14 protein-coding genes are annotated in these 21,544 nt (G+C 40.6%); all 14 read left to right on the forward strand.

Going from position 1 to position 21,544, the window contains the following annotated elements; genetic code table 11:
* Positions 1–15: 15 nt before the first annotated feature.
* The 14 genes from QM810_RS00110 (at position 16) to QM810_RS00175 (ending at position 21,542) form a co-directional block, all read left to right on the forward strand.
* A complete protein-coding gene (locus tag QM810_RS00110) occupies positions 16–603 on the forward strand; it encodes an SMI1/KNR4 family protein (RefSeq protein ID WP_414253400.1) in 588 nt (195 codons plus the stop codon).
* Positions 600–1,349, forward strand: a complete 750-nt coding sequence (locus QM810_RS00115) for a hypothetical protein (protein WP_414253401.1) — start codon at positions 600–602, stop codon at positions 1,347–1,349. Before QM810_RS00110 ends, QM810_RS00115 begins: the two co-directional genes overlap by 4 nt.
* A 124-nt stretch (positions 1,350–1,473) precedes the next feature.
* Entirely contained in the window at positions 1,474–2,430 is a 957-nt protein-coding gene (locus tag QM810_RS00120) for a hypothetical protein (RefSeq protein WP_414253402.1), read from the forward strand.
* Between the two features lie 188 nt (positions 2,431–2,618).
* Positions 2,619–4,367, forward strand: a complete 1,749-nt coding sequence (locus QM810_RS00125) for a glycoside hydrolase family 13 protein (protein WP_414253403.1) — start codon at positions 2,619–2,621, stop codon at positions 4,365–4,367.
* Positions 4,368–4,382: 15 nt separating this feature from the next.
* Positions 4,383–4,928, forward strand: a complete 546-nt coding sequence (locus QM810_RS00130; protein ID WP_414253404.1) for an SMI1/KNR4 family protein — start codon at positions 4,383–4,385, stop codon at positions 4,926–4,928.
* Positions 4,929–5,192: 264 nt separating this feature from the next.
* The gene (bgaA, locus tag QM810_RS00135; RefSeq protein ID WP_414253405.1) at positions 5,193–12,065 is read left to right on the forward strand and encodes an LPXTG-anchored adhesin/beta-galactosidase BgaA; all 6,873 of its coding nucleotides are present in this window, start codon (positions 5,193–5,195) and stop codon (positions 12,063–12,065) included.
* Between the two features lie 198 nt (positions 12,066–12,263).
* Positions 12,264–12,965, forward strand: a complete 702-nt coding sequence (locus tag QM810_RS00140; RefSeq protein WP_178895275.1) for an ABC transporter ATP-binding protein — start codon at positions 12,264–12,266, stop codon at positions 12,963–12,965.
* 1 nt (position 12,966) lies between these two features.
* Positions 12,967–15,672, forward strand: a complete 2,706-nt coding sequence (locus QM810_RS00145; RefSeq protein ID WP_414253406.1) for an FtsX-like permease family protein — start codon at positions 12,967–12,969, stop codon at positions 15,670–15,672.
* A gap of 96 nt (positions 15,673–15,768) precedes the next feature.
* On the forward strand, positions 15,769–17,121 hold the full coding sequence (gene murD, locus QM810_RS00150) for a UDP-N-acetylmuramoyl-L-alanine--D-glutamate ligase (RefSeq protein ID WP_414253407.1): 1,353 nt from the start codon (positions 15,769–15,771) through the stop codon (positions 17,119–17,121).
* A 1-nt stretch (position 17,122) separates the two neighbouring features.
* Complete coding sequence (locus tag QM810_RS00155) at positions 17,123–18,181, forward strand: UDP-N-acetylglucosamine--N-acetylmuramyl-(pentapeptide) pyrophosphoryl-undecaprenol N-acetylglucosamine transferase (RefSeq protein WP_414253408.1); 1,059 nt, start codon at positions 17,123–17,125, stop codon at positions 18,179–18,181.
* Positions 18,182–18,190: 9 nt separating this feature from the next.
* Positions 18,191–19,459 (forward strand): cell division protein FtsQ/DivIB, encoded by a 1,269-nt coding sequence (locus QM810_RS00160; RefSeq protein WP_414253409.1) that lies wholly within the window; start codon positions 18,191–18,193, stop codon positions 19,457–19,459.
* 207 nt (positions 19,460–19,666) lie between these two features.
* Positions 19,667–20,368 carry an orotidine-5'-phosphate decarboxylase gene (gene pyrF / locus QM810_RS00165; protein ID WP_414253410.1) on the forward strand — a complete coding sequence of 234 codons (702 nt, stop codon included), beginning with the start codon at positions 19,667–19,669 and terminating at the stop codon, positions 20,366–20,368.
* Between the two features lie 31 nt (positions 20,369–20,399).
* Positions 20,400–21,029 carry an orotate phosphoribosyltransferase gene (pyrE, locus tag QM810_RS00170; RefSeq protein WP_414253411.1) on the forward strand — a complete coding sequence of 210 codons (630 nt, stop codon included), beginning with the start codon at positions 20,400–20,402 and terminating at the stop codon, positions 21,027–21,029.
* Between the two features lie 117 nt (positions 21,030–21,146).
* Positions 21,147–21,542 carry a CopY/TcrY family copper transport repressor gene (locus tag QM810_RS00175; RefSeq protein WP_045763230.1) on the forward strand — a complete coding sequence of 132 codons (396 nt, stop codon included), beginning with the start codon at positions 21,147–21,149 and terminating at the stop codon, positions 21,540–21,542.
* The last annotated feature ends 2 nt before the right edge of the window (positions 21,543–21,544 follow it).

A 21,544-nucleotide genomic window follows, 5' to 3' on the forward strand; every position in this document is an offset into this window, starting at 1 on the left:
AAAAGGGGGGCTCTTATGCAACTAATTGACAAAGTTAAAAAAATAGAAACTTATATTTGTGAGTATTTTGAAGACTGGGATTTGGATGATCCTGCGGAAGAGGAATACCCGGCTGATTATCAAAAAAATTCTGGTGCTTCCGAGGAAGAGCTTCAAGCTTTTGAGGAAAGACTTGGTATTCGTCTACCTAGTGACTTCAAAGAGCTTTATAGCTACAAAAATGGGAGTAAATACTTCTCTATTTTACCTTGTGTGATTGACCAGAGAGAGCTGACTTTTTCTCTCATGAGTCTACAGGAAATTGAGGCATGTAAAAAGTACTTTCAAAATAGAGATGCTCTGTTAACAGAATTTCCCGACTATTTTTCTAGTCAAGACCTAGAAAACATGCATGATAGTAGAATTAAGTCTTATCTTTTTAATAAAAAATGGCTTCCTTTTGCTCAGTATTGTGACTCTTGTTATCTTATGCTGGATTTTGATCCAGACCAGGAGGGTCAGGAAGGACAGGTTATTTGCTACATCCATGATCCTGACCAGGTGATCTATGCGGCTAAAAGCCTTACAAATCTGATTGAAGGGATAATGGATGAGATCGTATGAACGGACAAATGTATCAAATAGCCTGTATCGTAGCAGCCGCTAGGAAGGCTTTAAAAAGTGGCAAAGAAATATGCTATAAGCCTGAAAAATATACAAATAAGTTGAGCTTTCAAATTTTGCCGTCAGAAAATGGGGAAGCTACAGAACTTTCTGTATCTGATTGGTTTGAAAACCTTAAGGAAAAAGGTTTGAAGGACTTAAAATTATTTTGTCCTATTTCAGTTGAAGACAGAGGTATTTTAGGATTTTCCAATACAACACAGAGTTCAATTCTCTGTTTTTATAAAGATGGGAAGGCAAGTTATTTCCTACCAAATTGGGACGTTGCTTCCCCAGGCAAGGGCTGGGATGTTACCTATACCGAGTATGAATGGGAAAGGCCTTTTCAAGACCTTCCCCACTATGAAAATAATATGGAAGAATTTAAGGACATATTGACTCGTATAGAAAATCTAGCAAGTAAAATTGAATGTGAGAACTTTGCAAAAGTCTTTCACTCTGCCAGAAACTTTTTGCTAGACCCAGAATCTGGTAAAGGACTGGCAGAACCTCAAATTCCACCGCAACATCTAAGCATATTTAGAGCTGCAAGTGCAGCGGATGTTTTTGGAGCAATGGGCTCCTGGAATGATGAACCTGGCTGGCTTGCACAAGATAAAGGACTGGGTCAAGTATACGATGAACTTTCGGATCAGTTGCTCAGAAATATTCGATTAGCCATTCTATTTGCCATCAATGACTGGTGATTGTTTATACTCTTCAAAAATCAAATTCAAACCACGTCAGCTTCGCCTTGCCGTATTCGAGTACAGCCTTTGGCTAGCTTCCTAGTTTGCTCTTTGATGTTCATTGAGTATTAGGAGGAAGAAAATGGGGAAGTTAAAGTTAAGCCTATTGAACAAATGGGAACTAGACAAGGACTACAATAGTGTTTTCAATTCTGTCATGTTACATGATGGTAGAGCCTTTGTATTGACCAGTGAGAAGGAAGCTTTTAATCGCTACTGTCTGCTAGAAGTGTCTCCTTTGGGAGTCAAGGAGATAGATGCTTGGGCTTGTAACCATGTTTGGGAGGAAGAGCCTCTACTCTATACAGATGGACAAAATATTGGCATCATCAAGGCTGGCAAGGAAATAGTCTATTATACTGGTGATTTTTCTCATCCAGGAATCATTGCCATAAAGGATTCGCAAAGTATACTTCCTAAAAAGGCACAAGAGAGATATTTTCAAATAGTATCAGATAGCGACCAGATACCCGTGTGTTTTGAAGATCAAGTTTATACAAATCAGGCAAGAAACTTTGCCCTTTTAGAATTTGATAGAGAGAACAAGCAGGCGAAGTGGACCACTTATTCGCATATTGATAAAAAAGCTTTAAACTACCACGACACGAACTCTGATGCTTGTCCTAAAATCGATAGTCTGAAATATTGGCAGCAAGAGCTTTATGCCTTTAGCTCTGGAGAAAGTCAAACCTCTGTCAATAAATGGGGCATGGACTATTATGCCCTAGTTAAAATCTCTAGTGATGGTCGTATTATCGAAAAGTTATTAGAATCTGAACATTTAAAGGCTTTAGGCAAAAAAGCTGGTGTCAATGGAATTTTTACGGATTCGCCTTATCTTATCCTGAGCCCCCTATTTAAAAATGATGACTGGAAGGGCAAGCAAAAGCTATTTTCTCTGGCAACAAGAGAATTGTGCGATATAGCCTTGCCTAGAGGAATGAGTAAACACAAGGTTCAAAATATAACAGACAACTTTTGTTTAACCTTCCTGTACGACAGAGGATTAAAAGAACTTGCTCTTTGTCAGATTGACTAGGCTGTGAGGCTGAGTTTGGGAGCTTTTTATTGATAGGTGCTGAAATTTCTTGATTAGTCTACAGTATCTAATTTGAGCTGTTTTCTTGTGAAACTTGACCCAGTATTGCAATTTAACTTGTAAAATAGTATACTAGAAATATCGTTTATGAAAACGTTTGCGTTTTTATTGATTATAGGAGACAAGACATGGAATTAACAGCCATTTATCATAGACCAGAATCAGAGTATGCTTATCTTTACAAAGAAGGTCAGCTACATATCCGAATCAGAACCAAGAAAGATGATGTCCAGCAGGTCATTTTACATTATGGAGATCCCTTTATCTTCATCGAGGATAAGTATGAAGCCAAGAAAGAAATGACTAAAGTAACCTCGGATGCTTTATTTGATTATTGGCAGGTCACGGTCTCCGTTGATTTTGCACGCATTCAATATCTCTTTGAGCTCCTTGATAAAGAAGGTCAAGGTGTTTATTACGGTGATAAGGGATGTGTAGAATATACTCAGGAAAACTTGGATGCTGAAGGTAATGGTTTCAAGCTTCCTTACATTCACGAAATCGATGGTTGTCAGGTTCCAAGTTGGGTTTCAAATACTGTTTGGTATCAGATTTTTCCAGAACGCTTTGCTAATGGAAATCCAAACCTAACTCCAGATGGAGCTCGAGAGTGGGATGCAGAGATTGCACCTGAAAGAGATGACTTTTTTGGTGGAGACTTGCAAGGGATTATCGATCATCTAGACTATCTAAAAGATTTGGGAATCACTGGGCTTTATCTCTGTCCGATTTTTGAAGCTACGACCAACCACAAATATGATACGACGGATTATTTTGAAATTGACCGTCACTTTGGAGACAAGGAAGTCTTTCGTAATCTAGTCGATGAAGCTCATAAACGTGACATCAAGATTATGCTAGATGCGGTGTTTAATCATATCGGTTATCAGTCGGCTCAGTGGCAAGATGTTCTGAAGAATGGAGAAAAGTCAGCTTATAAGGATTGGTTCCATATTCAAGAATTTCCAATTACTGAGGATAAGCTTAAGAAGGCCAGAGAATTACCTTATCATACCTTTGCCTTTGCTAGCTATATGCCTAAGTTAAATACAGCCAACCCGGAAGTTAAAGAATTTCTTTTAAGTGTTGCGACCTATTGGATTGAGAATTTTGATATTGATGCTTGGCGCTTGGACGTTGCCAATGAAATTGACCACCAGTTCTGGAGAGATTTCAGAAAGGCAGTTCTGGCTAAAAAACCTGATTTGTATATTTTAGGTGAAATCTGGCATACGTCTCAGCCTTGGCTAAAAGGGGATGAGTTCCATGCTGTCATGAACTACCCTCTTTCTGAAAGTATCAAGGACTATTTCTTGCGTCAGACTAAAAAGACGGAGCAGTTCATTTCAGAAATCAATAGCCAGTCTATGTACTACAAGCAACAAATCTCGGAAGTGATGTTTAACCTTTTAGATTCTCATGATACAGAGCGGATCCTCACGACCGCTAAAGGAAATATCCAGCATGTCAAAGCTGCTCTCGCCTTCCTCTATCTTCAAAAAGGGGCTCCTTGTATCTATTATGGAACAGAGCTGGCACTTAAAGGTGGACCAGATCCCGATTGCCGTCGTGTCATGCCATGGGATCGTGTTTCTGGGGACAATGATATGCTGAATTTCATGAAGAAATTAATCAAGGTCCGTAAGGAAATTTCAAGCATTATTCAATATGGAATCAATAAGCTAGAAGAAGTGAAACCAGATATTCTTTCCTTGAAGTGGAGCCACGAAGGAAAAGAAGTTCAGGCTATCTTTAATCAGTCTAAGGAAAATTTTGTCTTGGATAGATATTCAGTTGATTTAGCGAGTCATTGTCAGGTTAAGGAAGGACAACAAATCATCTTACCAGATGGATTTGTAGTCTATATTTCTGAGTAAAAAAGGATTAAAATAATGGCACTCAAGGAAGTTTATGATTATTTTCGTCACTATGATAAGGACACTTATCAAGTTGTCGCTTGCATGGGCAATGAACCATCGGAAGAAGATGTTCAGGATTTTGAAACTCAATATGGCATTCGTCTTCCAGAAGATTTCAGAGAATTCACCATGTCAGCTCTGGGAGGTCTCTTTATGGAAGTCAGGGAAGAGCTATGGCCAAGAGCCAAGGCTTACGATGTAGCCCCTTTTTGGACCTTCTGCCGAGGTATTAAGGTTTTTGGAATTGCAAATGGCATCCCAGATTTCTTAGATATTCGAATTAAAACCAAGGAATTACACGCTCTGGGCTTTGAGGATTATATTCCATTTCTGTCTGTCATCGGGGATGGAGATGTAATTTTCTGCTTTGATAAGGACAATCACATAGTAGCTTTGGATTGGTATAACAGTGGAGAAACGGCAGAGCTTAATTGTGATTTTTCGGGACTTTTACTCCAGCAAATTGCAGAGCTAGAAGAACGTAAAAATGAAATGCTAAACATGTTAAAAGAAGAATAGTCAGTAATCGAAGGTAAATTCAGAATAGTTTTTCAGTAACAGCTGTTTCTATAAGTGAAACAGCTGTTTTAATGTATTTTTCTAAATGTACATTCAGATTTTCAAAGTTTTCTACAAATTATAGAAAAAAGAATCAAAAGTATGATTTTTATAGAGATTCTATTGATGTTTCCTATATTATTTTATAGAATAGAAGTAATAAATACAACAAAAGTAAAGCGCTTTTGACAAAAATGGAAGCGGTTACTTAATAAGGAGAACCCTATGGGAAAAGATCATTGGAATCGTAAAAGTGTCTATAGCATCCGTAAATTCACGGTCGGGACATGCTCAGTGCTTATCGGGACATGCTCAGTCTTATTTGGAGCAAGTGTAGCTAGTGCAACCCCAGTTTCAGCTGATGAAACTCCAATTGCAGTTGCTACAGAAAAAGTGGAGAAAGAAACTCCTAAAGAGGAGGCTGTAGATTCAAAAGCTTTTGAACAACCTGTAACAACAGAAACTGTTACCAGTGAAGCAGTAGAAACTAATCATGAAGTAGATAAAAAAGAGGAAGCCCCAACTACTGAGACTACTCCTGAGAAAAAAGAAATCTCTGATGTAGAAAAGCAAGCTCCAGCTGTGACTCAGGATCAATCTGCTCAAACAGAAAAACCAGAGCTCAAACCTGCAACTAATGATGAGGTAAAACAGTTGATTGAGGATAGAAAAGTAGAATTCAATCAAAACTGGCATTTCAAGCTCAATGCCAATGCTAAAGATGCGGTCAAGCCAGATGCCAATGTTTCTAGTTGGAAGAAATTAGACCTTCCTCATGACTGGAGTATCTACAATGACTTTGACCATGACTCACCTGCCCAAAACGAAGGTGGCCAACTCAATGGTGGTGATGCTTGGTACCGTAAGACCTTTAAACTCGATGAAGAAGACCTCAATAAGAATGTTCGTATCACATTTGATGGGGTTTACATGGATTCTCAGGTTTATGTAAATGGACAGCTAGTTGGTCACTATCCAAATGGTTACAACCAATTCTCATATGACATCACTGACTATCTCCATAAAGACGGTCGCGAAAATGTCGTAGCAGTGCATGCCATTAATAAACAACCAAGTAGCCGTTGGTACTCAGGAAGTGGAATTTACCGTGATGTTACTCTTCAAGTCACAGATAAGGTCCATACTGAGAAAAATGGAACAACTATCTTAACACCAGACCTTGAAAAACAACAGAACGGCAAGGTTGATACTCATGTAACCAGTAAGATTGTCAATACTGATGATAAAGATCATGAAATTCTTGCTGAATACCAAATTATCGAACGTAATGGTCAAGCTGTAACTGAGCTAGTACGTACAGCTAGTCAAGTATTGAAAGCTCATCAATCAGCTAGCTTGAATGCTATTTTGCAAGTTGATAAGCCAAAACTTTGGACAGTACATAGCGACCAACCAGCTCTTTACGAATTGGTGACTCGTGTCTATCGTGATGGTCAATTGGTCGATGCTAAGAAAGATTTGTTTGGTTACCGTTATTACAATTGGACACCAAATGAAGGCTTCTCTTTGAATGGTGAACGCATTAAATTCCATGGGGTTTCTCTTCACCATGACCACGGGGCTCTAGGTGCTGAAGAAAACTATAAGGCTGAATACCGTCGTCTGAAACAAATGAAGGATATGGGTGTCAACTCTATCCGTACAACTCACAACCCAGCTAGTGAGCAAACTTTACAGATCGCCGCAGAGCTTGGTTTGTTGGTCCAAGAAGAAGCCTTCGATACTTGGTACGGTGGTAAGAAACAGTATGACTACGGTCGCTTCTTTGATAAAGATGCTACTCACCCAGATGCTAAGAAAGGTGAAAAATGGTCTGATTTTGACCTTCGTACCATGGTTGAACGAGGAAAGAACAACCCTGCTATCGTTATGTGGTCTATCGGTAATGAAATCGGTGAAGCAGACGGGAAACCTCGTTCTTTAGCAACTGTTAAACGCTTGGTTCAAGTTATTAAGGCTGTTGATAAGACACGCTATGTCACTATGGGAGCAGATAAGTTCCGCTTTGGTGATGGTAGTGGTGACCATGAAAAGATTGCCAATGAACTTGACGCGGTTGGATTTAACTATTCAGAAGATAACTACAAGAAACTTCGTGCGAAACATCCAAATTGGTTGATTTACGGATCTGAAACGTCTTCAGCTACTCGTACACGTGGAAGTTATTTCCGCCCAGAACGTGAATTGGTACATAGCAATCAAGCTTACCGTCATTATGAGCAATCAGACTACGGTAACGACCGTGTTGGTTGGGGTAAAACAGCTACTGCTTCTTGGACTTTTGACCGTGACAATGCTGGCTATGCAGGTCAGTTCATCTGGACAGGTACTGACTATATAGGTGAACCTACTCCATGGCACAACCAAAACCAAACTCCAGTTAAGAGTTCTTACTTTGGTATCGTAGATACAGCTGGTATTCCAAAGAATGATTACTACTTGTACCAAAGCCAATGGGTTTCTGCTCAGAAGAAACCAATGGTTCACTTGCTTCCTCACTGGAACTGGGAAAATCCTACTCTAAAAGCGAATGTAGCGGATGCAGATGGTAAGATTCCAGTACGTGCCTATTCTAACGCTGCAAGTGTAGAACTATACTTGAATGGTGAAACTCTAGGCAAGAAGACATTTACTAAAAAACAAACAAGCGATGGCCGTACTTACCAAGAAGGTGCTAATGCGAATGAGCTCTACCTTGAATGGAAGGTTGCTTTTGAACCAGGTACATTAGAAGCAGTAGCTCGTGATGAAGCTGGAAATATTATTGCTCGTGATAAGATTGTGACTGCTGGCGAACCTGCAGGGGTTCGTTTGGTCAAAGAAGAAAATGCTATCGCAGCTGACGGAAAAGACCTCACTTATATCTACTACGAAATTGTTGACAGTAAAGGTAACGTAGTTCCTACAGCCAATAACCTTGTTCGCTTCCAGTTGCATGGACAAGGTCAGATTGTCGGTGTAGACAACGGAGAACAAGCTAGTCGTGAACGTTACAAAGAACAAGCAGACGGTTCATGGATTCGCAAAGCCTTTAATGGTAAGGGTGTTGTGATTGTCAAATCAACTGAGCAAGCAGGTAAATTCACCTTGACTGCTCACTCTGATTTCTTGAAATCTGGTCAAACAACTATCTTCACAGGTAAGAAAGACCAAGAGGAAAAGACTGTTTTAGGTACAGAGGTGCCTAAAGTACGTACAGTAATCGGTCAAGCAGCGAAAATGCCTTCAAAAGTAGGATTTATCTACAGTGATGGCAGCCGTGCAAAACTTCCAGTAGAATGGTCAGCAGTTGATGTCAACCAACCTGGTATTTTTACTGTTAAAGGTGTGGCAGATGGTCGCGATGTAGAAGCGCGTGTTGAAGTCTTGGCACTCGAAACAGAATTACCTGTAGTTAAGAGAATTGCACCAACTACAGATCTAAGTAAAGTTGACAAATCTGTTACCTATGTGTTGTCAGATGGTACTGTAGGAAGCTATGACGTTGATAAGTGGGAAGTTGCAGCTGAAGATCAAGCTAAACTAGCTATCCCAGGTTCTCGCATTCAAGTTAAAGGAATTTCAGGTGATGATGAAATCGCTGCTACATTCGTAGTTGCCGAAGGTCAAGCTGCTGGTCCAGTAGTACCGACTGTAACAGTAGCAGACAAAGCTGTAGAAGGTCTCTCAACTGACCATCCAGTTCTATACCATAAACTTGCTTATGGAACTGCTTTACCTGAAGTCAAAGCTTTAGCTGAAAATGCTCAAGTAACAGTTATTCAAGCTAACGAAGCAAATGGTATGCGTGCAAGCATTTATATTCAACCAAATGATGGTGGAGCTGTTCAAACATATGCTATCCAATTCTTACAAGAAGCTCCGCAGATTGAACGTTTGAGCCTAGAAGTTGAAAATGCAGATGCTCTGAAAGAAGACCAAACAGTTGGTATCAAGGTATTTGCTCACTATCAAGATGGTACTCAGGCAGTCTTGAAAGCCGATAAGGTGACCTTCTCAACTACAGGTGAAGGAGACGTAGCTGTTCGTAAAGGCATGCTTGAATTGCACAAACCTGGTCAAGTAACTCTGAAAGCTCAATTTGAAGGAGCTGAAGGTCAGATTGACTTGAACATTCAGGCAAATACTGAAAATAAAGTTGTCAAAGCCATTCGTCCAGTTAGCGTCGTGACAGGTTTGAACCAAGAACCAAGTCTCCCTGATACTGTAACCGTAGAGTACGATAAAGGATTTCCAAAAGTTCACAAGGTGACTTGGCAAGCAGTTGCTAAGGAAGACCTTGCTAAATACCACAGCTTTGATGTTCTAGGTAAAGTAGAAGGAATTGAAAACGAAGCTCATGCTAAAGTTTCTGTAGAAGGTATCATTGCAGTCGAAGAAGTGACTACAACAACTCCAGTTTCAGAAGCTCCTCAATTACCAGAAAGTGTTCGTACTTACCACTCAAACGGCCAAGTATCTTCAGCTAAAGTGACTTGGGATGCTATTGACCCAAGTCAATATGCAAATGAAGGTAGCTTTACAGTGACAGGGCATGTCGAAGGGACTCAGTTACCAACAAAACTTCATGTTCGTGTGTCTGATCAGACAGAAACTGGTGCTAACATTTCTGACCAATGGACAGGTTCAGAGTTGCCACTTGCCTTTGCTTCAGACTCAAATCCAAGTGACTCAGTAGCAAATGTTAATGATAAACTAATCTCATACAACAACCAACCAGCTAACCGTTGGACAAACTGGAACCGTACAAGTGAAGCGTCAGTAGGTATTCTCTTTGGTGATTCGGGTATCCTATCTAAACGTTCGGTTGACAACCTCAATGTTGCCTTCCACGAAGATCACGGTGTTGGTGCACCTAAGTCTTATGTCATCGAATACTATGTAGGTAAAGATGTTCCAACAGTGCCTAAGAACCCAAGCTTTGTAGCTAGTGAAGACCACGTCTTTAACGATGACAATAATTGGAAACAAGTGACAAATCTTAAAGCTCCAGATCAAGTGAGAGCTGGAGAAATGACTCACTTTAGCTTTGATAAAGTCAATACCTATGCGGTTCGTATCCGTATGGTTAGACCAGATGGTAAATGGGGCACTTCTATTACAGAAATTCAAATCTTCTCTAAACAAGTAGCTGCAGCTAAGAAAGCTCAAGCGCAAATTCAAGTAGATGGAAAAGATTTGCCAAACTTTAACCCAGGCTTGACTGACTACTATCTAGAAGCAAGCCAAGGAAAAGCTCCAACTGTAACAGCAAGTGTCACTGAAAATGGTATTGCAACAGTTGTACCAAGCGTAGGTGAAGGAGATCCAGTTCGTGTTGTTGTCAAGGCTGAAAACGGAGATATCCTAGGTGAATATCGTCTACACTTCACAAATGATAAAGATTTGCTCGCAAGTAAACCTGTTGCTGTTGCCAAATCCTCTCGCTTGGTTGCTAAAGGACAAACGCTTGAGTTACCAGCAAAAGTTCCTGTCTACTTCACAGGAAAATCTAACTATGAAGTGAAAGACTTGGCTGTTGATTGGGAAGCAGTCCCAGCTGAAAATCTAGCAACTGCAGGTGAATTTAAAGTTCATGGTCGCGTTTTAGGTACTGATTTAACTGCTGAAGTAGCAGTACGTGTGACTGATAAACTCGGTGAAAACCTATCAGACAACCCAGACTTCGATGACGATAGCAACCGTTCATTTGCTTCTGCAACCAATGATATTGATCTAAATTCTCATGACCGTGTGGACTATGTTAACGATGGTTCTGATGATGAAACCCGTCGTTGGACCAACTGGTCTCCAACTCCATCTGATAATCCAGAAGTTTCAGTAGGGGTTATCTTTAGAGAAGCTGGTAAGATTGTTGAACGTACAGTTGCTGAAGGAAGCATTCGATTCTTCTCAGACGGTGGAACAGATGCACCTTCTAAACTAATCTTAGAGCGCTATGTGGGACCAGAATTTGCCTCACCAGAATACTACTCTAACTACCAACCATACGATCCAGAACATCCATTCAACACTCCTTCTAACTGGGAGAAAGTTGAATACCGTGCGGATCAAGATATTCAAGCGGGAACCGATATCCATGTAACCTTTGCTCCAGTCAAAGCTAAGGCAATGAGATGGCGCATGGAAAGAAAAGCAGATACCAAGGGTGTAGCTATTACAGAAATGGCCTTCATCGCTCCAAGTGAAGAACCTAAGGATAGTACAGCTGCAAAACTTCTTGTGAATGGTAAAGAGATTGCTGACTTCTCTGAAGATCGTGTGGATTACCAAGTAACCTACAGTGGAAATCGTCCTCAAGTAACAGTAGAAACTGGCGAAAACGTAGCAGCAACTATTGTTGATAGTGGTGATGATAAACTTCCAGTCTTGATTCATCTTGTTTCAGAAAGTGGTAAACATATTAAGGAATACCGCATTCAATTGACTAAGGCAGATGCTGAAAGCGCTAAGACAGAACCAGCTGTACACGAAGTTCCAGAGTTCATAGGTGGTGTGAATGGAGAAGAACCAGCTATACATGAAGTTCCAGAGTTCACAGGCGGCGTGAATGGAGTTGAAGCAGCAGTTCACGAAATTCCAGAATACACTGGAGGCGTGAATGGAGTTGAAGCAGCAGTTCACGAAATTCCAGAATACACTGGAGGCGTGAATGGAGTTGAAGCAGCAGTTCATGAAGTACCAGAACATACTTTAGGAGCGAATGTAGTCGAACCAGCAGTTCACGAAGTTCCAGAATACACTGGTGGTGTGAATGCAGTCGAAGCAGCGGTTAACGATGTGCCAGAGTACAAAGGTGGTGCCAATGCAGTCTTTGCAGCAGTTCACGAAGTTTCAGAATATACTGGTGGCGTGAACGCAGCCGAAGCAGCTGTCAATGAAGTACCAGAGTACAAAGATGAGCAGTCGATTGTAGCCCTCGCTATGTCACAAGATAAGACTTATCAGGCGCCTGCAAGCCGTCAACATATTCTCCCTGAAACAGGTACTAAGGAAAATGCAACCCTTGCAACAGCAGGTGTTGTGGGAGCGCTTCTTGGACTCTTTGCAATGGGAAAGAAGAAAGACGAAGAATAAAATAATCTGACAGTATTTAGATTATAGAGATTGGACAAGAAAACAATCTCAACTATAAAAAGTGGACAAACTAGTTTCAAGAAACAGAACTAGATCTTGTCCGCTTTTTTATGTTTTATATTTAGGGATTAACTTTCTTTCTATTATTAAAAGAGTTATAATAAGGGTGAAATAAGGGGGAGGAAAGGAGGAAATAAGATGTCCTATATTGAAATGAAACATAGCTATAAGAGGTATCATACTGGAGAAACAGAAATCGTAGCCAATCGTGATGTTAACTTCGAGATTGAAAAGGGAGAACTGGTCATTATCCTTGGTTCATCTGGAGCAGGGAAGTCAACAGTCTTAAATATTCTTGGTGGTATGGATACAAACGATGAAGGACAAGTCTGGATAGACGGAACCAATATCTCGAATTTTACTTCCCATCAGAGAACCAACTATCGTAGGGATGATGTTGGTTTCGTCTTTCAATTTTATAACTTGGTTTCTAACTTGACTGCCAAAGAAAATGTCGAGTTGGCATCAGAAATTGTATCAGATGCCTTAGATCCTGAGCAGGTTCTCAAGGATGTAGGTTTAGGCAATCGTCTCAATAACTTTCCAGCCCAGTTGTCAGGTGGTGAGCAACAACGGGTATCTATTGCTCGAGCTGTGGCTAAAAATCCTAAAATTCTCCTTTGTGATGAACCAACGGGAGCTTTGGACTACCAGACTGGTAAGCAGGTTCTAAAGATTCTTCAAGATATGTCACGTAAGAAGGGGGCTACCGTTATCATTGTGACCCACAATGCCTCGCTAGCTCCTATAGCTGATCGGGTGATTCAAATGCATGATGCTGGTGTCAAGAGTGTTGTCCTCAATCCTCAACCACAGGATATTGATGATTTGGAGTACTAAGATGAAAAGAAAGACATATTGGAAAGACCTGCTCCAGTCTTTCACAGGTTCAAAGGGACGCTTTTTATCCATCCTAACTCTGATGATGTTGGGATCTTTGGCTGTGGTTGGTCTTAAAGTAGCCAGTCCCAATATGGAGCGAACAGCTTGGGCTTATCTGAAAGATACTAATGCGGCAGATATGACCATCATGGGAGATTATGGTCTAGATCAGACAGACCAGGAAGAATTGCAAACTCTATCAGGAGCAGATGTTGAATTTGGTTATATGACGGATTTGACATTAGAGGATAGTGAAGATGCCGTACGAATTTTTTCAAATACTGAAAAGATTTCAAAATTTCAAGTAACCCAAGGTCGTTTGCCTGAAAAAGAAGATGAACTGGCCTTGGCGGACTTTTGGAAAGATCGCTATCAGATTGGACAAGTCATTCATTTGAACCAAAAGAATGGTAGCAATTCTCAATTGAAGCGGTATAGTTATACCATTACAGGCTTTGTTCACTCTCCAGATATTTTCTCAAAAACGGATATGGGGAGTGCAGGCAGTGGTAATGGGAACTTATCAGTCTATGGTGTTGTAACAAAAGATAACTTTAAGAGCTCTGTTTACACGATTGCCCGCCTTCGTTTTACTAGTCTAACAGATGTCAATCCTTTTTCTAGTGATTACGAAAAGAAACTCGAGGAAGAAGAGGAGACTCTAAAGGAACTAGTTGCTGATAATGGTCGAGCCCGGCTGAAGAAAATAAAAGAAGATTCTCAGGAGAAATTGGATGTTGGGAAGAAAAAACTAGATGAAGCGGAAACCAACTTGACAGCTGGCAAGAAACGTCTACAAGAAACCGAGACTCAGCTTCAAGGTCAAGAGTCACAGTTAAGCCAACTTCCAGAACCGCAAAAGAGCCAAGTTTCGAGCCAGATAGACCAAGCTAAAGAACAGCTAAAACAAGAAAAAGAAAAAGCAAGCCAAGCTGAAACAGATCTTACTAAGGAAAAGGCTAAGTGGCAGACCAGTCAGGATGAGGTCAATGCTCTAACAGAGCCAACCTATCATGTCTACAATCGAAAAAGCTCTCCTACTGGTCAAGGTTATCTGATGTATAGTAACTCAGCCATGAGTATTCGTGCCGTGGGAAATATCTTTCCAGTTGTTCTCTACGCAGTGGCAGCCATGGTTACCTTTACCACTATGACTCGATTTGTAGATGAGGAAAGAACCAATGCAGGGATTTTCAAAGCTCTAGGCTACCATAGCAAGGACATCATCGCTAAGTTTGTGATTTATGGTCTGGTTGCTGGTACTATTGGAACCCTTCTAGGGATTCTGAATGGCCATTATGTCTTAGCACCTACAATCTCACATATCATTACTGGCCGAATGATTGTTGGTGAGAGTCAGCAATATTTCTACTGGACCTATAGTTGCTTGGCTCTGGGGCTAAGCTTAGTAGCAAGCGTCCTACCAGCCTACCTTGTATCTCGTAGAGAATTGCATGAAGAAGCAGCGCAATTATTATTACCTAAGCCTCCAGTCAAGGGTTCTAAAATTCTCTTAGAACGCATCACATTTATCTGGTCACGTTTGAGCTTTACTCAAAAGGTTACTGCTCGTAATATCTTTCGTTATAAGCAGCGTATGTTAATGACCATTTTTGGGGTTGGAGGTTCAGTTGCCCTCCTCTTTGCAGGACTTGGGATTCAATCCTCTGTGGTTGGCGTGGCCGACAGGCAGTTTAAGGACCTGCAACAATATCAGATGGTTCTCTCTGTAAATACTAGAGCTTCAGATACTGATAAGGACAAGTTAGAAGAAAAACTGAAAAGCGATGGAGTTAAAGATTTTCGTTTGATTTTTTCTAAGCAGATTGAAGAGAAGTATCCGAGCAAGGCTGGAATTCAGACAGTGACCATCATGGTAACAGATAAGGATGACCTGGCTCCATTTGTCCGTTTAGAAAAAAATGGGGAAAAACTTGACTTATCTAACGGAGTTGTCTTGACAGAAAAATTAGCTCAGTTGGCAGGAGTTTCCGTTGGTGAAAACTTTACAATAGATGGAAAAACCTTTAAAGTAGGTGGCATCACGGAGCATTATGTAGGCCATTTTGTTTATATGAATCAGGAGACCTATGAGAAAATTTATGGTCAAACTCCTAAGATGAATACCTATCTAGTCCAACTCAAGGATAAAAGTGAAGGCAATACTGAAAGAGTTGCAAGAGAATTTATGGAGCAGGCAGCTGTCAATGGTGTCGTTCAAAATACTTCAACCATTCAGCTATTTGAAAGTTTTGCCAGTTCCCTTAACCAAACCATGGCAATTTTGGTTCTGGTATCGGTACTTCTAGCAGTTGTGATTCTCTATAATCTGACCAATATCAATGTTGCTGAACGAATTCGTGAACTCTCAACCATAAAGGTCCTTGGTTTTCACAATAAAGAAGTGACCCTTTATATCTATCGGGAGACCATCATACTGTCACTGGTTGGAATGATTGTAGGTTTGGTCTCAGGCTTTTATCTCCATCAATTTCTAATTCAGATGATTGCACCGGGCACCTTCCGTTTTCAACCACAGGTCGGTTGGGAAGTGTATCTAATCCCAGTTTTAGCTGTTGGTACCATCTTGACCATACTCGGTTTTTTTGTCAATCACTATCTCCGAAAGGTCGATATGCTAGAAGCCCTCAAGTCGGTAGAATAGGTTTTTTATAACAAAAAACAAATAAGAAAGCCCTTTGTGGCTTTTTTATTTTCATAAAAATGGTAAAATAGTAAGAGTAGAAATGGAGTTCTAGATATGAAACGAATTGATCAATTTAAAAATAAGAAAGTATTAGTCCTAGGATTAGCCAAATCTGGTGAGTCTGCGGCACGTCTCTTGGACAAGCTAGGTGCCATTGTGACGGTTAATGATGGTAAACCTTTTGAGGAAAATCCAGCAGCTCAGAGCCTTTTAGAAGAGGGGATTAAGGTTGTCACAGGTGGACATCCATTGGAATTGTTGGACGAAGATTTTGCCTTGATGGTAAAAAATCCAGGAATCCCTTATAGCAATCCAATGATTGAAAAAGCACTGGAAAAAGGTATTCCAGTCTTGACTGAAGTTGAGTTAGCTTACTTGATTTCAGAAGCACCAATCGTCGGTATTACTGGTTCAAATGGGAAGACAACGACGACAACCATGATTGAAGAAGTTCTGACTGCGGCTGGGCAAAATGGCCTCTTATCAGGGAACATCGGTTATCCTGCTAGTCAAGTGGCCCAAACTGCGACAGATAAGGATACCCTTGTCATGGAACTTTCTTCTTTCCAATTAATGGGAATCCAGGAATTCCATCCTGAAATTGCTGTTATCACAAACCTGATGCCAACACATATTGACTATCACGGTTCTTTTGAAGCTTATGTTGAAGCTAAGTGGAATATCCAAAGCAATATGACAGCAGCTGATTACCTAGTATTGAACTTTAATCAGGAATTAGCCAAAGAACTTGCGGCAAAGACAAATGCGACTGTAGTACCATTTTCAACACTTGAAAAGGTTGACGGAGCTTATCTTGAAGATGGTCTTCTCTACTTCCGTGGTGAAAAAGTCATGGCAGCTGATGAAGTCGGTGTTCCAGGTAGCCACAATGTGGAAAATGCTCTTGCAACTATTGCTGTTGCTAAACTGCGTGGTGTTGACAATGAAACCATCAAGGAAACATTGTCAGCCTTTGGTGGTGTGAAACACCGTCTCCAATTTGTAGACGAGATCAAGGGTGTGAAATTCTACAATGATAGTAAGTCAACCAATATCTTAGCAACTCAAAAAGCCTTGTCTGGATTTGACAATAGCAAGGTTATCTTGATTGCTGGTGGGTTGGACCGTGGCAATGAGTTTGACGAATTGGTTCCTGATATTACTGGACTTAAGAAAATGGTCATCCTTGGTCAATCTGCAGAACGTGTCAAACGTGCAGCGGATAAGGCTGGTGTGGCTTATGTCGACGCAACTGATATTGCAGATGCAACCCGCAAGGCTTATGAACTTGCAGAAGAAGGAGATGTGGTTCTCCTCAGTCCTGCTAATGCAAGCTGGGATATGTATGCTAACTTTGAAGTACGTGGAGATCTTTTCATCGACACTGTAGCGGAGTTAAAGGGATAATATGAAAAAAATAGTATTTACAGGTGGGGGAACGGTTGGACACGTTACCCTCAACCTTTTGTTAATGCCTAAGTTCATCGAAGATGGCTGGGAAGTCCACTATATTGGTGATAAAAACGGGATTGAGCATCATGAAATCCTCAAGTCGGGTTTAGATGTCACCTTCCATTCGATTGCAACGGGGAAATTACGTCGATATTTCTCATGGCAAAATATGGTTGACGTCTTTAAGGTTGCTTTTGGAATTCTTCAATCGCTCTTTATCATGCTTCGAGTTCGTCCACAAGCCCTCTTTTCTAAGGGTGGATTTGTATCTGTTCCGCCTGTTATCGCAGCGCGAGTATGCAGAGTACCAGTCTTCATCCACGAGTCTGACCTCACCATGGGCTTGGCCAATAAAATTGCCTATAAGTTTGCGACTAAGATGTACTCTACTTTTGAGCAAGCATCTAGTCTCACTAAGGTAGAGCACGTTGGAGCCGTGACCAAGGTTTCTGGCCCAGTTATGGAAGAACCTGAAGAAATGGTGGATATCCGAACTTCTTTCAACGACAAGCTACCAACTCTTCTTTTCGTCGGTGGTTCTGCTGGGGCGAGAGTCTTTAACCAACTAGTTACAGACCACAAGGAAGAACTGACTAGTCGCTATAATATCATCAACCTGACAGGAGATGCTAGTTTAAATGAACTAAGTTCAAACCTCTACCGTGTTGACTATGCGACGGAACTCTATCAACCACTCATGAATCTGGCTGATGTGGTCATCACTCGTGGTGGTGCCAATACTATTTTTGAACTTCTTGCTATGGCTAAATTGCACGTCATTGTGCCACTAGGTCGTGAAGCTAGCCGTGGAGATCAGATTGAAAATGCAGCCTATTTTGTGAAGAAAGGCTATGCTGAGGAGTTGCAAGAGAGTGACTTGACCTTGTCTACTTTGGAAGAAAAAGTAAATCAACTTTTGACCAACAAAGAGATCTATCAAAACACGATGAAGAATTCTCATGAATTAAAATCTGTGGCAGATTTTTATGAGCTACTAAAAAAAGATTTATCATAAGGAAAATTGATGTCAAAGGATAAAAAGAATCAGGACACTCAAGGCAAGGAATTGTCAGAGTGGCAAAAACGAAATCAAGAATATCTTCAAAAAAAGGCTGAAGAAGAAGCAAAACGAGCTGCGGAAGAAGCTCGTGAAAAAGAAGAACAAGCAGCAAAGTCTGCTTCTGAAAATACTCAAGAATTGTCAGAATGGCAGAAACAAAACCAAGAGTATTTGAGTAAAAAAACGGAAGAGGAATCTGTAAGTTCTGATGAAGTAGACCAAGAATCCGAAAAATCTGAAGAGAAGGATTCGGATACTAGCGATGAGACTTCAAATGAAGAGAAAGATTCGGAGAAAATTTCACAAGAAGACGCTAAGAGTCAGGATCAAGTAGAGAAAGAAAAAGTTGACGAAAAGGTTAAGAAACAGAAAAAGGTAAAAACCAAGAGTAAACCTCCAAAACCGGCCGTTCCTTCTATACATATCTGGCGAGCAGTTACTATCCTCGTTCCTAGCTTTCTAATCTTATTCTTATCTATTTATCTTCTGAGCCCTCTGGCTACAATGAAACATATTGAGGTTATGGGTAACGTTCAGACAAGTGCAGACCAAGTTAGAGAAGCGTCTGGCATTCGTGACAGTGACTATACGATCAGCTTACTCTTAAATAAAGATAAGCATGCGGAAATGGTTAAATCAAATCACTGGATCGAATCGGCAAAGATAGTTTATCAATTCCCAGTTCACTTCACCATTGAAGTGAAGGAATTTGGGATTGTAGCCTACTCTGTTTCTGGTGATAGTTATTATCCAATCTTATCAAGCGGAAGTATTGAATCAACTGCCGTTAGTTCTGACAACTTACCTGAGAAATACATATCTGTTTTGTTTAACGATGAGGAACAGATAAAAACATTGATTTCTCAGCTAAATGAAGTTAGTCCAGAAATTAAGCAAGAGATTGAGAAGATTGAACTTGCACCAAGTAAGGTAACAAGTGACCTTCTAAAGATTACCATGTATGATACAGACGAGATTTTGGTGCCATTATCAGAACTAGGGAAGAAATTACCTTACTATAGTAAGATAAAACCACAGTTGACAGTTCCTAGTGGTATTGACATGGAAGTCGGTATCTATAGCTATAGTCTAGTGGATAAGGCTCTGGATGACGAAAGAGTCAAAGCCAAAGAAGAGGAAAAGAAGAAGCAGGAAGAAGAGAAGAAAAAACAAGCTGAGCAAGGAAATCAAGATCAAACAACACAGACGACTCAAACAACACAGAGTCACTAAGTTTCAGATGATTTGTTCAGTTACTTGTTTTTACTTGACAAGTATTGCTTTAAATAATAGAATAGTAAAAAACCTTTAAAGCAGTCCAGAGAGGCAGCTAAGGTTAGACGGTGAAAGGGTGAATTCTACCCATTTTTCGTGGAACCTTGCTGTAGGCAGGTTCCTTTTTTCATGCTCTCTCGCTGACAAAGGTAAAAGGAGAAAAGTATGCGCGAATCTCGTCCGGTTATTGCTCTTGATTTTCCAAGCTTTGACGCAGTCAAGAAGTTTTTAGCACAATTTCCAGCAGAAGAGAGCCTCTATCTAAAGGTAGGTATGGAGCTCTATTACGCCACAGGTCCGGAGATTGTTTCTTATTTGAAAGACTTAGGTCACAGTGTCTTTCTGGATCTCAAACTTCATGATATTCCCAATACGGTTAAGTCAGCCATGAAGGTTTTGTCTCATCTGGGTGTTGACATGACCAATGTTCATGCCGCAGGTGGTGTAGAGATGATGAAGGCTGCGCGTGAAGGTCTTGGGAAAGAAGCCAAATTGATTGCTGTTACCCAGTTGACTTCAACTTCTGAAGAACAGATGAGAGACTTTCAAAATATTCAAACCAGTCTTCAAGAATCGGTTATTCACTATGCCAAGAAAACTGCTGAAGCGGGATTAGATGGTGTGGTTTGTTCAGCTCAAGAAGTAAAACTCATCAAAGAAGCTACCAGTCCAGAATTTATTTGCCTGACACCAGGTATTCGACCAGCAGGGGCTGCAGTTGGAGATCAAAAACGAGTGATGACACCTGCAGATGCTTATCATATTGGTAGTGACTACATCGTTGTCGGTCGCCCAATCACTCAAGCCACTGATCCAGTAGTAGCTTATCATGCTATCAAGGATGAATGGACACAAGACTGGAAATAAGAATAAAGTATAAAATACAAAGGAGAATCCCATGACACTTGCTAAAGACATTGCTAGCCATCTATTGAAAATTCAAGCTGTTTACCTCAAACCAGAAGAGCCTTTCACTTGGGCATCAGGTATCAAGTCACCGATTTATACGGATAATCGTGTAACACTTGCCTACCCAGAGACACGTACCTTGATTGAGAATGGTTTTGTAGAAGCCATCAAGTCAGAATTCCCAGAGGTAGAAGTGATTGCAGGAACAGCGACTGCAGGTATCCCACACGGTGCCATCATCGCTGATAAGATGAACCTGCCATTTGCTTATATCCGTAGCAAACCAAAAGACCATGGTGCTGGAAACCAAATCGAAGGTCGTGTAGCCCAAGGTCAAAAGATGGTCGTTGTGGAAGATTTGATTTCAACTGGTGGTTCGGTTCTTGAGGCTGTAGCAGCTGCTAAACGTGAAGGTGCAGATGTTCTTGGTGTTGTTGCTATTTTCAGCTATCAATTACCAAAAGCAGATAAGAACTTTGCGGATGCTGGTGTCAAACTGGTGACTCTTTCAAACTACAGTGAGCTCATTCACCTAGCCCAAGAAGAAGGCTACATCACACCAGAAGGACTTGCTCTCCTCAAACGCTTTAAAGAAGACCAAGAAAATTGGCTAGGATAAATTTTAAGTGAAATGATTTAACCGATGTTTAACATCGGTTTTTTTAATTGACAAATGTAGATTTTAAGAGTATACTGATAATTGTAATTGACAAATGTAGATTTAGGAGGAATAACAATGCAGATTTCGGATGCAGAATGGCAGGTCATGAAGATTATCTGGATGCAGGGAGAACAGACTAGTACTGATCTCATAAAAGTATTAGAGAAAAGGTTCAGTTGGTCCAAATCCACGATCCAGACACTCTTGGCTCGTTTGGTGGAGAAAGAATGTTTGACTCGGGAAAAACAGGGCAAGTCCTTTGTCTATTCGGCCCTTTTAACGCTAGATGATAGTAGGGGCTTAATGGTTCAGGATATCAAAGACAAGCTTTGTTCTCGAAGAATAAAGCTCTTGCTAGCTGATTTGATTGAAGAATGTGACTTTACCCTAGCTGACTTGGAAGGTTTGGAAGAAGTGATTTCAAAGAAAAAAGCAAGTGCTGTAACAGAAGTAAGATGTAATTGTATGTAAAG

Origin of the sequence: Streptococcus infantis, from assembly GCF_047464155.1 — a bacterium.
Classification (GTDB): domain Bacteria; phylum Bacillota; class Bacilli; order Lactobacillales; family Streptococcaceae; genus Streptococcus; species Streptococcus infantis_U.